Below are 14,649 nucleotides of genomic sequence, written 5' to 3'. Positions count from 1 at the left end.
GCAGCCCGGACCAGCGCAGCCCGGCCCGATGCAGTTCGGCGGCGCGGCCCCCACCGCGGGGTGGGGCGGCCCCGACGGGCCGACAGCGGCCTACCCGGCACAACCGGGTGCCGGACCGGGCGAGACGGGTCCGGTCGCGCCACGGTCGTCGGGGCGGGGGCTGCTCGCCGCCGGACTGGTGGCCGCGATGCTCGTCTCGGGCGGACTGGGGGGCTGGATCGGCGCGACGGTGGCGGGCGGGAACAACGGGCCCGGGTTGTCCGCACCGGTCAACACCGCACAGCCCGTCGGGACGGCGCCGGACGGCACCGTGGAGGCGGTGGCGGACAAGGTGTTGCCCAGCGTCGTCTCGGTCGATGTCCGCGCGCAGGCGGGGCGGGGCGAGGGGTCCGGGGTGATCCTCACCCAGGACGGGCTGATCGTCACCAACAACCACGTGATCGCCATGGCGGCCAACGCCGGCCGGATCCAGGTCCGCTTCGACGACGGCACCACCGCCCCGGCGACGATCGTCGGCACGGACCCGGCCACCGACATCGCCGTGATCAAGGCGGACACCACCCGGTCGCTCACCCCGATCGCGCTGGGGAGCTCGGCGACCCTCGACGAGGGGCAGGCGGTCGCGGCGGTGGGTTCCCCGCTCGGGCTCTCGGGCACCGTGACGACCGGCATCATCTCCGCGCTCAACCGACCGGTCCGGGCCGGGGGTGAGCAGTCGGACCAGAGCACGGTGATCGACGCCATCCAGACCGATGCCGCGGTCAACCCGGGCAACTCCGGGGGAGCGCTGGTCAACATGAACGGCGAACTGGTGGGCATCAACTCGGCCATCGCCTCGCTGGGCTCGGGGAACTCGGGCTCGATCGGACTGGGGTTCGCGATTCCGGTCGACCAGGCTCGGCGGATCGCGGATCAGCTGATCAAGCAGGGGTATGCCACCCGCGCCGTGCTCGGCGTGTCGGTGAGCGACGCACCCGACACCGACGGGGCTCTGGTGCGTGCGACCGAGCCGGGCGGGCCCGCGGAACGCGCGGGCATCCGGGATGGTGCCGTGATCGTCAAGGTGGGTGATCGCGTGACCGAGGGCGGCGACGCGCTCGTCGCGGCCATCCGGTCGCGGGCGCCGGGGGACACGGTCTCCGTCACCTATGCTGCTCGTGTGGGCGATCAGCCGACGACCGTCGACGTGGTACTGGGAGAGGCGAGATGAGCACCAGATTCGACCCGAGGAGCCTGCCCGGTGGGCGCCCGCTGCCGACGGACGTGGAGTTCGACCCGGCGGCCGCCGAGCCCGCGGACACCCCCATCGCGGGCCGGGCGATGGTCGTGGTGGTGACCGACCGGTTGTCCGAGCGGGAGGACTCGATAGGTCCGCTGGTGACCGAGCTTCTCGAGGAGGAGGGTTTCCTCGTGGGCGGCGTCGTCGGCGTCCCCGCGGACGAGGCCGAGGTCCGCAAGGCCCTCGAGATCGCGGTGGTCGGCGGCTTCGACTTCGTGGTGACCGTCGGCGGCACCGGGGTCGGGCCCCGCGACATCACCCCCGAGGCCACCGAGGAGATCCTGGACCAGCGACTGCCCGGCATCGCCGAGGCCATCCGGTCCTCGGGCCTGACCGCGGGTGCGGTCGACTCGATCATCTCCCGCGGGTACGTGGGGGTGTCCGGCAGCACCGTCGTGGCCAACCTCGCGCCGAGTCGGGCGGCCATCCGGGACGGCATGGCGACGCTGTGTCCGCTCGTCTCGTACGTGGTGGCCCAGCTCTCGGCCTTCGACGAGCCGTGACCGACGGCCCGGCCGCCCGGCGGGGCACCGGCCCACGCCGGGTGGACAAGGCCAGGATCGACGAGGTGTTCGGCGAGACCCTGCCGGAGACGACCTCCGACGAGGCGCGCGGCCGTGACGGCCGGATCGACGACGCGTGGTGGCAGGACCAACGTCCGCCGCACCACGGCTGACCACGGTGCAGCAAAGACCCCGCATCCCTTCCGGGATGCGGGGTCTCGGCGTTCGTGCGGCGCGTCAGGAGTTGCTGGACGGGCTGTCCGGATCGGACGGGTGGGTGAGCGGACGGCCGGCGAGGATGTCGCGGATCTCCACCAGGAGGTCGTTGTCCGAGGCGGGTGCCTCGATGCCCTTGCGCTTGGCGGCGGCCTCCTTCATCTTGTTCATCGGCGCCACCAGGACGAAGTAGATGATCGCGGCGACCAGCAGGAAGTTGATGATCGCGGTGAGGAGGAGACCGAAGTCCATCGTGGTCGCGGGGTTGTTGTCGAGCAGCTGGACGGCGAAACCGATCTCGCTGTTGCCCCCGAGCATCGCGATGAGCGGGTTGATGATCGCGCTGGTGAAGGCGTCGACGATCGAGGCGAACGCGGAACCGATGACGACGGCGACCGCGAGGTCAATCACGTTGCCCTGCATGATGAAGTCCTTGAAGCCCTTGAGCATCGTGCACATCCTCTCTTGACGTGGCGCGGTCCACCACATGGTCTTCACGAATGATTGGTCTGAACCGCAGGGACGTTACCAGCCGGGGCCGCTTCCAGACATCCCGTGACCTCGCGTGTCAACCGTGCACGAGCACGGCCAGGGGTGTCCCCGCGGCGGTCGCGGCCACCCGGGCGGCGTCCGCCACGGGGACCTCCACGAGGATCGTCCGGCCCCCGCCCCGGGTGTCGGGGGTGTTCCTCACCCGGACCGCGCGGGCGACCAGGACCGGCACGGCACCGGGGTCCCCGGCGGGACCGGTGTCCGCCGTGCCGACGAGGTCCACCAGATCGCCGGGCTGCAGGAGCTCGGCGAGGGCGGGGTCGGCGAGCGGGACGGGGACCACCCGGATCGGGCGGTCGTCACCCCCGACGCCCTCGTCCGACCCTCCGGCCGGGGCGGTGCCGGCGGACGGTCCGGACCCGGCGGACCGCGGCGGATCGGACGGGGGGTCGTGGGCCGCCCGGCCGGCGAACGGGGCCGCGAGGACCAGCCCGGAGGCCACGGCGATCCGCGCGAGGCGCAGGTGCCGCCGACGCCGGGGCGTTGTGGCTGCCGCCGGTCCTGTGCGCATGTGGTCCCCCGTCGGTCGTCACGCCGTGGGACAGACCGTATCCGGCGCTCGGGCGGGGGATCGTGCGGCCGGCGGTGCCGGCGCCCCGGCCTGTGGAGCCGCCGGGGGCTGTGGAGGAAAGGGCGCCGGGGGGCGAGGGGGAGTGGGGGACCGCAGGCCGGCGACCGTCAGGACGAAGGGCTCGACGACAACGGGGTCGACGACGAGCCCGAACCCGCCGAGGTGGACGAGCCGGATCCGGAGGAGCCCGAGCCCGACGCGCTGGTCGAGGACCCTGAGGAGGACGTGCCCGAGCTGCTCGCGGCGGTCGAGGTCTTGCCCGCCTCGCGGCTGTCCGTGCGGTAGAAGCCCGATCCCTTGAAGACCACACCCACCGTGTTGAAGAGCTTGCGCAGACGCCCGTCGCACTGCGGGCAGGCGGTGAGCGTGTCCTCGTCGAAGGACTGCTGGATGTCGAAGGCGACGTCGCAGTCGCGGCACCGGTACGAGTAGGTGGGCATCGGGCCTCCGGGTCAGAGTCGGATATCGACTGGCACTCTACTCGCTCGAGTGCCAGGTTCGGAACTCGAGAACCTCGTCCGGGGTGACCACCCCGTGGACCGGCCGATCGTGCGGCTCGGCGGGAACCATGTCGAGCACGTCCTCGGGATCCAGGACCGCGAGCAGCCTGGTCCCCGGGCGGGCCAGGGCCAGCGAGCGGTCGTAGTACCCGCCCCCGCGCCCGAGCCTGTTGCCGGTCCGGTCGACGGCCACCGACGGGACCAGGACGAGGTCGGCGTCGGCGATCCGCTCCGGGCCCGACGGTGGGGCCGACGGCACGGGGATGCCGAACCGGCCCGGACGCAGGTCCTCCGGGCCGGCGTACGCCGCCCAGCCGAGCGGGCCGACCGCGGGGGAGACCGGCAGGAGGACCTGCGCCCCCCACCGCGAGAGCGCCTCGGGAAGCCCCGGTCCGCCGGCCTCGTCGTCGTCGGGGACGTACGCGCAGACCACCATCCCCCCGGTGACCACGGACGCCAGGCGGTCGTGGATCGCCCGGTCCCGCCGGGCGCGGACGGCCGCGGGCACCGCGGCGCGCCGCAGCCTGACCGCCCGGCGCACCGCGGTCTTGTCGGGTTCCATCACTCCAGTGTGCCGTCCGTGGTCCTGCCCCTGACCGGGGCGCCCTCCGTCTAGGGTGGTCCGCATGACGTCCACCGCCTCGCCCGACTCGCAGTTCCGGACCGCGGTCGTCCCGGCCGCCGGCCTCGGGACCCGTTTCCTCCCCGCCACCAAGACGGTGCCCAAGGAACTGCTCCCCGTGGTGGACACCCCGGGCATCGAGCTCATCGCCGAGGAGGCGACCGAGGCGGGGGCCGGCCGACTCGCGATCGTCACCTCCGAGCGCAAGGTCGGCGTGATGGCGCACTTCGCCGACGACCCGGTCCTCGAGGGCACGCTCGAGGACCGCGGGAAGGACATCCTGCTGCACAAGGTCCGCCGCGCGCCCGGGCTGATCGAGGTGGTGGACGTGCGGCAGGACGAGCCGCTGGGGCTGGGGCACGCCGTGGCGCAGGTCGAGTCGGTGCTGGACGCGGACGAGCAGGCCGTGGCCGTGCTCCTGCCGGACGACCTGGTGCTGCCGTTCGGGATCCTGCGACGGATGTCGGCCGTCCGGGCGGAGCGGGGCGGCAGCGTGCTGTGCGCGTTCGAGGTGAGCCCGGAGGAGGTGTCCTCCTACGGCGTCTTCAAGGTCGAGGACACCGATGACCCCGCCGTGAAGAAGGTCCTCGGCATGGTCGAGAAGCCCGCCGCGGAGGACGCGCCGTCCAACCTCGCCGCCGCGGGACGCTACGTGCTCGACCGCGCGATCTTCGACGCCCTGCGCCGCATCACCCCGGGAGCCGGTGGCGAACTACAGCTCACGGACGCGATCGACCTGCTGATCCGCGAGGGTCACCCCGTCCACGTGGTGATCCACGACGGCACCCGCCACGACCTCGGGAACCCCGGCGGCTACATCAAGGCGTGCGTGGACTTCGCGCTCGACAACCCGGCCTACGCGGACGATCTCCGCGAGTGGCTGCAGGCCCGCTTCGGTTCCTGAGCCCCGACCCGCGGGGGGACGGGCGGGAACACGCGCCGGCGCGGTGGCGCCGCCGCAGGATGACGGCCTCCGGCCGCTACCCTCTCCCACATGGACCCGCCAGGCCGGTCCGCAGGCTCCGGCCGGGGGCGAGAAGCCCGGGCAGCGATTCGTACGGGAAGGGGACACCTGGTGCGCTCCGTCGAGGAACAGCTCGCGCTGGTGACCGCGGCCGCGGTCGCCCCACGTCCGGTGCGCGTGTCGATCTCCGAGGCACAGGGGTTGCTCTGCGCCGAGGAGGTGGTGGCCGAGCGTCCGCTGCCCTCGTTCGACCAGGCGGCGATCGACGGGTACGCGGTGCGCAGCGTCGACATCCGCGTGGGCGGCGCGCCGGGCGGGCCCGGGGACCCCGCACCGGGACCGACCGCGCTCCCGGTGGTGGGCAGGATCACCGCGGGGTCCCGCCAGCCCACCCGGCTGCAGCCGGGCCAGGGTGTCCGCGTGGACACGGGCGCCCCCCTGCCCACGCTCGCCGACGCGGTCCTGCCGGTGGGGTGGGCCACCGCGGAGGGGCAGCGGATCACCCCGACCAGGTCCGTCCGCAGCGGCGACTACGTCCGTCGCGTGGGCGACGACGTCCAGCCGGGCGACGTGGCCGTGCGCGCCGGGAGCATCATCGGTCCGGCGCAGGTGGGCCTGCTCGCCTCGGTGGGGCGGGCCAAGGTGCTGGTGCACCCCAAGCCGCGCATGTCCGTGATCTCGGTGGGCGACGAACTGCTCGACGTGGACGGGCAGCCCGGCACCGGCCAGGTCTACGACGTCAACTCCTACGCCCTCACCGCCGCCGGCCGCGACGCCGGCGCCGACGTGCACCGGGTGGGCATCGCCAGCACCGAGCCGTCGCGCCTGCGGGAGGTCCTCGAGGGGCAGCTCGTGCGCAGCGAGCTGGTCGTGGTCTCCGGCGCCGCCGGCGGGGAGGCCACCACCCGCATCCGCCGGGTGATGGAGGAGCTCGGCCGGATCGAGGTCAACCGGGTGGCCATGCACCCCGGCTCGGTCCAGGGCTTCGGGCGGCTCGGCCGCGACGAGGTCCCCACCTTCCTGCTGCCGTCCAACCCGGTCAGCGCGCTCGTGGTGTTCGAGATCATGGTCCGGCCCCTCATCCGGATCGCCCTGGGCAAACGCCAACCCATGCGGCGGACCGTCCGGGCCCGCACCGTCGCCCCGATCTCCTCCGTGGAGGGCCGCCGCGGCTACCTGCGCGGGCAGCTCATGCGCGACACCGACACCGGCGAGTACCTGGTGCGCGCGCTCGGCGGCGCACAGGGCTCCTCCACGCACCTGCTGGCGTCCCTCGCGGAGGCCAACTGCCTGGTCGTGGTGGATCCCGACGTCACGGCCGTGCGGGCGGGCGACGAGGTGGACGTGATGTTCCTCGCCCAGCGCGGCTGAGCGGCATGCGGAGTGCGTTCACGTCCGACGCGGTGGCCAACCCCGGCTGGCCGCTCGAGGCGGGTCCCCTGCGCGTGCGCGCAGGCGTGGTGACCCTGCGCCCGGTGCGGCGGCGGGACGCCCGGGACTGGTCCGCGCTGCGGCTCACCGAGCGGGACTACCTGGCGCCGTGGGAGCCGACGGTCGACGGCGAGTGGCGGCAGAACAACGCCGCCCGAGCCTGGCCGGGGATCCACTCCCAGCTCAGGCGCTACGCCCGGGTCGGGGCCTCGCTCCCGGCGGCCATCGAGCTGGACGGCCGGTACTGCGGGCAGCTCACGGTGGGCGGCGTCGTCCGCGGCGCCTTGCACTCGGGATGGATCGGCTACTGGGTGGGACGACGGTTCGGTGGCGGCGGCGTGGCCACGGCGGCGCTCGCCCTGGGGGTGGACCACGCGCTGGGTCCGGGCGCGCTGCACAGGGTGGAGGCGACCGTCCGGCCGGAGAACGCGGCCAGCAGGATCGTGCTCGAGAGGTGCGGATTCCGCGAGGAGGGCCTGTTGCGGCGCTACCTCCACGTGGACGGCGCGTGGCGGGATCACCTCCTGCTGGCCCGCACCCGCGAGGAGCACGGGCGGGGGGCCGTCGCCGCGCTCGTGGCGTCGGGTCGCGCCGAGCGCGTCCGTTGATGTGGGTGAGCATCGTGGGCGGCGGCGCGCCGCCACGGGGCGGGGCCCGGCCGCCGTTACGGTTGGGACCTCACCACGACGTCCCGTGTCGGGGTCGACGCTCGAGGAGGCCTGATCGATGTCCAGCTCGTTGCTGATCATCCTGCTGGTGGTGGTCTGGCTGTTCGTCCTCGCGCCGATGCTCATCCGGTCGCGGAACCCCATCCGCAGGACCGGTGACGCGCTCGCCGAGACCCGGACCCTCTACTCCGGCGGTTCGGGTCGCCTCGTGCCCACCCGGGGTCGCTCCGTGCTGGACCCGGTCAGGGTCGACTCCGAGGAGTCGCTGTTCGGTCTGCCGTCCGGCGCGGGAGCGACCGACGCGGAGCTGCTCGACACCCAGACCTGGGAGCACCTCCTGGAGCAGACCCTCCGGCGCGAGGAGTCGGGCCGCAGGGGGGCGGCCGTCCGCCGGGTCATGGAGGAGCGGCGCGGCGCGTCCCCCGTCGGCGACGAGACCGCGGAGGAGATCACCACCGAGATCCCCGCCGTCGTCGTGCACGAGAAGGACGTCGCCGCGGACGCCGTGGCGTCCGTGACCGAGCGCGATTCGGCCGCGGTCGACCCCCGGGTCGGTGCGGTGGAGGACCTCCGCCGGCCGGTGGTGGTCGACGGCGAGCTGGTCGAGGGCCCGACCGGCGAGCGCGTCACCGCGTCGACCGACCACGCGGAGGACGCCGCCGGCATCGACGCCGAGGCGGTGCACGTCCACCGGGGTCGGCGTCGTCCGGCCGACCCCGAGCTGGAACTCACCGACGCCGATCTGGACTTTGCCGAGCGTCGCCGCGGACGGGGGGCCTACGACCCCATGGCGGATCGCCAGGCCGCCGAGCAGCGCGCCCACGCCCGCCAGCGGACCGCGCTCATCCTCATGGCGCTGTCGGTCGTCGCGGTGGCCGCCGCGCTGCTCACCGTCCCGGCCGTCTGGTGGTTCGCCGGCGGGGCGGTGCTGCTGCTGGCCGCCTACCTCACGTACCTCCGTCGGCAGGTCAGGCTCGAGGAGAGCCTGCGTCGTCGCCGCGTGGAGCGGATGCGCCGCGCCCGGCTCGGCGTCGAGTCCCGCGAGGACGACGAACTGTCCGTGGTGCCGCCCCGCCTGCGGCGGCCCGGCGCGGTGGTCCTCGAGGTCGACGACGAGGACCCGGCATTCGACATGCTGGACGGCTTCGACAGGGAGCAGGACTCCGGGCCCGGCCACCACGACCGGCGGCCCCAGCACCGGGAGCCGCTGCGCAGGGCGGTCGGCTGACGGACCACCCGGTTTGGGAGGTCGCCGGGCCATCCTGGTAGGGTGTTCCACGCTGCCCGAGAGGGTGGCACCGTCGCCCGCGAGGGCGCCGGGGGGCTATAGCGCAGTTGGTAGCGCGTCTCGTTCGCATCGAGAAGGTCAGGGGTTCGATTCCCCTTAGCTCCACCACAGCACGAGGATCAGGGCCGCTCCCGGACAACGGGGGCGGCCCTTCTTCGTTGCGTCGCCGCGCAACCCCGCCGGACCCGAACCGACTAGCGGTTCGCGGACACCTCGCCGGAGTCACCGGCCGGGCCCTCGTCGACGACCCCGGCTGAGGCCGCCTCGGGGTCCGCCCCGACCGCCCGGGGCTGCATGACCCCGTGGTTCTGCACCTGCTCGGTGAGCAGGGAGACCACGAGGGCGGCCGTCGAACCGACGATCGCGATCCCCCCGACCATGAGCCCCACGGCCAGCACGCGGCCCGTGCCGGTCACCGGGACGAAGTCCCCGTACCCGACGGTGGCCAGGGTGCTGAACCCCCACCAGATGGCGTCGTCGAGCGACAAGATGTTGGCGCCCGGGGCGTCTCGCTCGACCAGCCACACCGCCGAGGAGACGGTGTAGACGAAGAGGAACATGAACAGGAACGTGGTTGCGAGAAGCCGGGCCCGCAGCGTGGCGCCGGAGCGGCGGAAGTAGGGCAGGCGCCAGAGGTGGACGACGATGACGAAGGAACGCAGAACGGGCAGGACCAGGCTGAGCATCTCGAACCAGTTGCGACGGAGGAAATGGCCGCGCACCCCTCGGGCCACGACCATGCGGGCCAGGAAGTCCGCGACCATGAGCACGTAGCAGGTGACGGCGACGGCGCTCGCGGTGTGGCTCAGGGCCTCGGACCGGAGGGACCCCGACACCAGTGCGACGGTCGCGCCGAAGAAGAGGAGGGAGGCCACGAAGACCGGCCAGGCCGTGAACCTCTCGAGGCGCTGCGAGGGGACGAGCAGGGTCGCCGGCGGCGGGGAGTCGCTCATGTCATGGACGTTAGTCGTCGTCTGCGGCCGATCGCCGCTCACCGGGGCGCGCCGGGTTCGGGGGCGGGCCCGGGGTGGCGGTGCACCGGGTGCATAACTCCTGCGCAAACGAGGTGACCGCCGAGGTGGAACGCGTTACAGTTCTCATATGACCCTTGCTCCCGGAACGCCCGCCCCCGACGTCTTCAGCCCCGGCAGGATCGGCAACGTGACGCTGCGCAACCGCATCGTCAAGGCCGCGACCTTCGAGGGCCGCTGTCCCGAGGGGCGCGTCACCGACGAGCTCATCGAGTTCCACGCCGAGTACGCCCGCGGCGGGGTGGGCATGACGACGGTCGCGTACCTCGCCACCTCGCCCGAGGGCCGAACGGACAGGCACCAGTACCACTGGGGCATGGACGACGGCGGGATGCTGCGCAAGCTCACCGACGCGGTCCACGCCGAGGGGGCGGCCGTGTCCGCGCAGGTCGGCCACGCCGGTGCCGTGGCGAACTCCTCCTCCAACAAGATGCCGGCGATGGGTCCGTCCCGCATGCCGGCCCCCACGGGGATGTCCCTGACCAAGGCCTGCACCGAGGCCGACATCGACCGGATCGTCGGAGACCACGTGCGTGCCGCGAAGGGCGCCCACAACGCCGGCTTCGACGCCATCGAGGTCCACTTCGGCCACAACTACCTTGTCAGCGAGTTCCTCAGCCCCAAGCTCAACAAGCGCAAGGACTCCTACGGCGGGTCACTCGAGAACCGCGCTCGCTTCGCCCGCCGCATCGGTCGCGCGATCCGCGACGAGATGGGCGACAAGATCGCGGTCACGATGAAGCTCAACATGGACGACGGCGTCCCGGGCGGGTTCTGGATCGACGAGGCCGTCCAGGTGGCCAGGTGGATCGAGGCTGACGGCTCGGCCGACGCGCTGGTGATGACGGTCGGAAGCTCGCTGCTCAACCCGATCTACCTGTTCAAGGGTGACGCTCCCCTGCACGAGTTCGCCGCCACCCAGCCGCCGGCCATCAGGATGGGCATGAAGGTCGTCGGCGCGAAGATGTTCAAGGAGTACCCGTACACGGACGCCTACATGCTCGACGACGCCCGCCAGATCCGCGACGCCGTCAGCCTGCCCATGATGCTGCTCGGTGGCATCGTCGACCGGCCGTCCATCGACAAGGCGATGAACGCCGGCTTCGAGTTCGTGGCCATGGGCCGCGGCCTGCTCCGCGAGCCCGACCTGCCGCTCAAGCTCCAGGCGGACGAGCGTCGCCGGTCGCTGTGCGTGCACTGCAACCGCTGCATGGCCACCATCTACTCCGGCAGCCGCTGCGTGCTCCGCGACTACGTGCCGCCGATTCCCGCGCGCGGCTGATCCGGGCCGCTACGGTGGGACACCAGGCGGTCCGGTCCTGTCGACCCGGGCCCGGACAGGGGAGCACATGTCGAGGCGGCGGATCACCGACTACCGGGGGAGGACCTGCGTGGTCACCGGCGCGGCCAGCGGCATCGGCCGGTCCGTGGCGATCCGGCTCGCCGGAGAGGGCGCGCGGCTGGTGCTGACCGACCTCAGGGACGAGGGCCTGCAGGCCACGGCCCGCGACTGCCGGGTCTCCGGCGCCACCGTTCTGGTGGCCGAGGCGTTCGACCTCACCGACCACGAGGCGGTCACCGCGTTCGGCGAGCGGGTGATCGCCGAGCACGGCGTCCCGGACGCCGTCTTCCACGTGGCCGGCAACTCGGCCTGGGGCCGCCCCGACCTGCTCGAGCACCGCGTGTGGCGGTCCATGGTCGAGGTCAACCTCATGGGCACGATCCACGTGATCGAGGCGTTCATCCCGGCCATGATGACGGCGAAGAAGCCGGGCGCGCTGGTCATGGTGTCCTCGGCCGCCGGCCTGCTCGGGCTGCCCTGGCACGCCGCGTACAGCGCCGCCAAGTTCGGCATCCGCGGCATCGCCGAGGTGCTCCGGTTCGACCTGGCCCCCTACGACATCGGCGTGCACCTGGTGTGCCCGGGTGCCGTCGACACCCCGCTGGTGGGAACCATCGAGATCGCCGGCGTGGACCGGTCGAATCCGGAGGTGGCCAGGACCGCTGCGCAGTTCCAGCGCCACGCCGTCACCCCGGACCAGGCCGCGGAGTCGATCCTCGAGGGCGTCCGGAGGGGCCGCTACATCGTCTACACCTCGCCGGACATCCGGCTGGCGTTCGCCGCCCAGAAGTTCGCCCCGCCCCTCTACGGTCTGGCGATGAGGGCCATCGGGCGGAAGATCAACAGAGCCGGTGAGGGCATCCTCCCGTGAAGGGCGTGGAGACCCTGACGGACGCCGCCATCCTCCTGGCCCGCGTCGGGCTCGGCGCGGTCTTCGTGGCCCACGGCTGGCAGAAGTTCTTCACCCTCGGACTGGGCAGGGTGGGGGAGCAGTTCGCCGCCTACGGGGTCCCGCAACCGCAGGTCACCGTCGCCGTGGTGGCCGGGGTCGAGTTGATCGCCGGTATCGCCCTGATCGCGGGCATCCTCACGCCGCTGGCGGGGATCCTGCTCGGCGTGGACATGGCGGGCGCCTTCTACTTCGTCCACGCCACCCACGGGCCGTTCATCACGCAGAACGGCTGGGAACTCGTGGTGGCGTTGGGGGTGGGGTCGTTGCTGGTCGCGGCGGTGGGGGCGGGCAGGTTCAGCGTGGACAGGGTCCTGGGCGGCTGATCGCCCGGGCCGCCCGGACCCTCAGCGCCAGGACGGCAGCCAGAGCTGCTGGTTCCACTCCGTGGGTGTGATGGGGATCCCCGACAGGATCGGCAGCATGTAGAGGAAGTTGGCCACGACCAGCGCCAGGTACAGGCAGACGATCCCCAGGCCTATCGCCCGGCGGCGGGGGGAGTCGGTGGATCTCCCGGCGATCTCGCCCAGCACCAGCGCCAGCATCATGACGAAGAACGGCACCATGACCGAGGCGTAGAAGAAGTACATCTGGCGGTCGTAATTGAAGAACCACGGCAGGTAGCCGGCCGCGTACCCGACCAGCGGGAAGGCGTACCGCCCGTCGCGGCAGATCACCGCCCGCCAGAACGCCCAGGCCAGCACGGGGATGGCGAGCCACCAGATGGCGGGCGTGCCGATGAGCATAATGGCACGCACGCACGAGTTCTCGCCGCAGCCGGTCACGCCGTCGCCCTGCTCGACAAAGTAGAGCATCGGCCGCAGGCTCATCGGCCAGGTCCAGGGCTTGGACTCCCACGGGTGGCGGTTGCCCGCCGAGGTGGTCAGGGACGAGTGGAACGTCAGGACGGAGGACTGGTAGTAGAGCCACGACTGGAGGACGTCGGGGAGCCAGTTGTCCTGGACCTTCGAACCCACCGCGTGCCGGTAGACCGAGTTCTCCTGGGCGAACCACGGGAGCCAGGTGAGCATGTAGAGCACGGCGGGCCAGATGACCAGGGAGACGAACGCCGGGACGGCGTCTCGCAGCAGCGCGCCCAGCAGGGGGCGCCTGACCCCGTAGCGGCTGCGCAGGGCCCAGTCCCAGGCGACGGTCATGACGCCGAAGAAGGCGATGAAGTACAGGCCGGACCACTTGACGCCCAGCGCCAGGCCCAGCATCACGCCGGCGGTGAACCGCCACCACCGGAAGCCCAGGCGCGGCCCGTAGTCCGAGAGGTGGAGTCGGCCCGCGACCGCGGCCCGGTGCATGCGTCCGCGCATCTGGTCGCGGTCCACCAGCAGCGCTCCCGCGGCCGCGGTGACGAAGAGGACCTGGTAGATGTCCAGCATGCCGATGCGGGAGGTGACGAAGGTGACCCCGTCCACGCACAGCAGGAGCCCGGCCACGAAGCCCAGCTGGGTGGACCGGGTCAGCCGCCTGGTGATCCGCATGACCATGAGCACCACGAGGACCCCGCAGAGCGCGGCGGTGAACCGCCAGCCCAGGGGCGTGTAGCCGAAGAGCAGGCCGCCGAGGGACTCGATCTGCTTGGCCACCGGCGGGTGGACGACCAGCCCGTAGGCGGGGTTCTCCTCGATCCCGAGCTGGGCGATGTTGAACGACTGCGGCGCGTAGTGTTTCTCGTCGAAGACCGGCGTGCCCTTGTCCGTGGCGGAGGTCAGGCCCCAGAAGCGTGAGACGAAGGCCAGCAGGAGGATGACGCCGGTGACGATCCAGTCGCGGGTGGAGTCGACCGGGCCGGTATCCGGGTCGGGTAGCGGGCGGCCCGGGGATCGCACGCCGAGGGTCGATGTCACGAGGGGAAGCATAGTCGGGTGCGCCCACCGACCGGGGATAAGGTGGTGCGCATGACGTCCGGACGGGTCGTGTTGGCGGCCACCCCAATCGGAAATCCGGGCGATGCCTCCGCCCGGCTACGGGAGCTCCTGGCCACCGCGGATGTGGTGGCCGCGGAGGACACCCGCCGGCTGCGCACCCTCACCGCCGCGCTGGAGGTCACGATCACCGGCCGGGTCATGAGCTTCTACGAGCACAACGAGGCCGGTCGCGTCCCGCAGCTCGTGGACCGGGTCCGGGCCGGGGACGTGGTGGCCGTGGTGACCGACGCCGGGATGCCCGCGGTGTCGGACCCCGGGTACTCGCTGGTGACCGCGTGCATCGAGGCCGGGCTCCCGGTGACGTGCCTGCCCGGCCCGTCGGCCGTGACCACGGCGCTGGTGCTCAGCGGACTCCCGGTGGACCGGTTCTGCTTCGACGGATTCCCGCCGCGCCGCTCCGGGCGCCGCCGGACCTGGCTGGCCCGCCTCGCGGCCGAGGAGCGCACGTGCGTGTTCTTCGAGTCCCCGCACCGGCTCGCGGACACGCTGGCCGAGGCCGCCGAGGTGCTCGGCGCCGACCGGCGGGCGGCGGTGTGCCGGGAGCTCACCAAGACCTACGAGGAGGTCCTGCGCGGGACGCTGGGGGAGCTGGCCGAGCGGACCGCGGACGGGGTGCTCGGGGAGATCGTCGTGGTGATCGGGGGTGCGGACCCCGCCGGCTCCACCGCGACGGTCGAGGACCTGGTGGAGATCGTCGAGGAGCGGGTCGAGGCGGGCGAGCGCCTCAAGGACGCGTGCGCCGCGGTCGCGGAGGCGTCGACGCTGACCAGGCGCGAGCTCTACCAGGCCGTGC

General features: G+C 72.7%; 17 protein-coding genes and 1 tRNA gene. 12 read left to right on the top strand and 6 right to left on the bottom strand.

Annotated features, from left to right (window positions below):
• The 3 genes from B4M60_RS01665 to B4M60_RS01655 all read left to right on the top strand — a co-directional run.
• The coding region (locus tag B4M60_RS01665) for a S1C family serine protease (RefSeq protein WP_414646704.1) at nt 1-1,210 on the top strand (1,210 nt) is incomplete at its 5' end.
• Nucleotides 1,207-1,782 carry a MogA/MoaB family molybdenum cofactor biosynthesis protein gene (locus B4M60_RS01660; RefSeq protein WP_291079671.1) on the top strand — a complete coding sequence of 192 codons (576 nt, stop codon included), beginning with the start codon at nt 1,207-1,209 and terminating at the stop codon, nt 1,780-1,782. The genes B4M60_RS01665 and B4M60_RS01660, both read left to right, overlap by 4 nt.
• Nucleotides 1,779-1,955 (top strand): hypothetical protein, encoded by a 177-nt coding sequence (locus B4M60_RS01655; RefSeq protein WP_291079669.1) that lies wholly within the window; start codon nt 1,779-1,781, stop codon nt 1,953-1,955. Before B4M60_RS01660 ends, B4M60_RS01655 begins: the two co-directional genes overlap by 4 nt.
• 64 nt (nt 1,956-2,019) lie before the next feature.
• Here the strand turns inward: B4M60_RS01655 and mscL are convergent, their stop codons facing one another.
• From mscL to B4M60_RS01635, 4 genes are all read right to left on the bottom strand, one after another.
• Nucleotides 2,020-2,448 (bottom strand): large conductance mechanosensitive channel protein MscL, encoded by a 429-nt coding sequence (gene mscL / locus B4M60_RS01650; RefSeq protein WP_291079667.1) that lies wholly within the window; start codon nt 2,446-2,448, stop codon nt 2,020-2,022.
• A gap of 118 nt (nt 2,449-2,566) precedes the next feature.
• A complete protein-coding gene (locus tag B4M60_RS01645; RefSeq protein WP_291079665.1) occupies nt 2,567-3,061 on the bottom strand; it encodes a hypothetical protein in 495 nt (164 codons plus the stop codon).
• Nucleotides 3,062-3,228: 167 nt separating this feature from the next.
• Nucleotides 3,229-3,561: an FmdB family zinc ribbon protein gene (locus B4M60_RS01640; RefSeq protein ID WP_291079663.1), complete on the bottom strand. Its 333-nt coding sequence runs from the start codon at nt 3,559-3,561 to the stop codon at nt 3,229-3,231.
• A 37-nt stretch (nt 3,562-3,598) separates the two neighbouring features.
• Complete coding sequence (locus B4M60_RS01635) at nt 3,599-4,183, bottom strand: 5-formyltetrahydrofolate cyclo-ligase (protein WP_291079661.1); 585 nt, start codon at nt 4,181-4,183, stop codon at nt 3,599-3,601.
• Between the two features lie 64 nt (nt 4,184-4,247).
• On the opposite strand from B4M60_RS01635, the gene B4M60_RS01630 reads away from it, so the two are divergent.
• The 5 genes from B4M60_RS01630 (at nt 4,248) to B4M60_RS01610 (ending at nt 8,702) form a co-directional block, all read left to right on the top strand.
• Nucleotides 4,248-5,147, top strand: coding sequence for a UTP--glucose-1-phosphate uridylyltransferase (locus B4M60_RS01630; protein ID WP_291079659.1), 900 nt, complete (start codon nt 4,248-4,250; stop codon nt 5,145-5,147).
• A gap of 171 nt (nt 5,148-5,318) precedes the next feature.
• Entirely contained in the window at nt 5,319-6,578 is a 1,260-nt protein-coding gene (gene glp / locus B4M60_RS01625) for a gephyrin-like molybdotransferase Glp (RefSeq protein WP_291079657.1), read from the top strand.
• 5 nt (nt 6,579-6,583) lie between these two features.
• Nucleotides 6,584-7,246 (top strand): GNAT family N-acetyltransferase, encoded by a 663-nt coding sequence (locus B4M60_RS01620; protein WP_291079655.1) that lies wholly within the window; start codon nt 6,584-6,586, stop codon nt 7,244-7,246.
• Nucleotides 7,247-7,364: 118 nt separating this feature from the next.
• Nucleotides 7,365-8,534, top strand: a complete 1,170-nt coding sequence (gene glpR / locus B4M60_RS01615) for a gephyrin-like molybdotransferase receptor GlpR (protein WP_291079653.1) — start codon at nt 7,365-7,367, stop codon at nt 8,532-8,534.
• A 92-nt stretch (nt 8,535-8,626) separates the two neighbouring features.
• Nucleotides 8,627-8,702: transfer RNA gene (locus B4M60_RS01610), tRNA-Ala, on the top strand.
• Between the two features lie 86 nt (nt 8,703-8,788).
• Here the strand turns inward: B4M60_RS01610 and B4M60_RS01605 are convergent.
• The gene (locus B4M60_RS01605) at nt 8,789-9,547 is read right to left on the bottom strand and encodes a potassium channel family protein (protein ID WP_291079651.1); all 759 of its coding nucleotides are present in this window, start codon (nt 9,545-9,547) and stop codon (nt 8,789-8,791) included.
• A gap of 148 nt (nt 9,548-9,695) precedes the next feature.
• Between B4M60_RS01605 and B4M60_RS01600 the strand changes: the two genes are divergently transcribed.
• The 3 genes from B4M60_RS01600 (at nt 9,696) to B4M60_RS01590 (ending at nt 12,242) form a co-directional block, all read left to right on the top strand.
• Entirely contained in the window at nt 9,696-10,907 is a 1,212-nt protein-coding gene (locus B4M60_RS01600; protein ID WP_291079649.1) for an NADH:flavin oxidoreductase, read from the top strand.
• A gap of 67 nt (nt 10,908-10,974) precedes the next feature.
• On the top strand, nt 10,975-11,838 hold the full coding sequence (locus B4M60_RS01595) for an SDR family oxidoreductase (protein WP_291079647.1): 864 nt from the start codon (nt 10,975-10,977) through the stop codon (nt 11,836-11,838).
• 5 nt (nt 11,839-11,843) lie between these two features.
• Entirely contained in the window at nt 11,844-12,242 is a 399-nt protein-coding gene (locus tag B4M60_RS01590; protein ID WP_291079645.1) for a DoxX family protein, read from the top strand.
• A 21-nt stretch (nt 12,243-12,263) separates the two neighbouring features.
• Here B4M60_RS01590 and B4M60_RS01585 read toward each other — a convergent pair whose 3' ends face one another.
• Nucleotides 12,264-13,787: a dolichyl-phosphate-mannose--protein mannosyltransferase gene (locus B4M60_RS01585; RefSeq protein WP_291079643.1), complete on the bottom strand. Its 1,524-nt coding sequence runs from the start codon at nt 13,785-13,787 to the stop codon at nt 12,264-12,266.
• Nucleotides 13,788-13,826: 39 nt separating this feature from the next.
• On the opposite strand from B4M60_RS01585, the gene rsmI reads away from it, so the two are divergent.
• Nucleotides 13,827-14,649 (top strand): 16S rRNA (cytidine(1402)-2'-O)-methyltransferase (rsmI, locus tag B4M60_RS01580; protein WP_291079641.1); only part of this gene is annotated, 823 nt, incomplete at its 3' end.

It is taken from the genome of Dietzia sp. UBA5065, from assembly GCA_002415925.1.
Classification (GTDB): domain Bacteria; phylum Actinomycetota; class Actinomycetes; order Mycobacteriales; family Mycobacteriaceae; genus Dietzia.
Note: the sequence above shows the minus strand (reverse complement) of the source record. Positions and strands in the feature narration are given on the sequence as shown.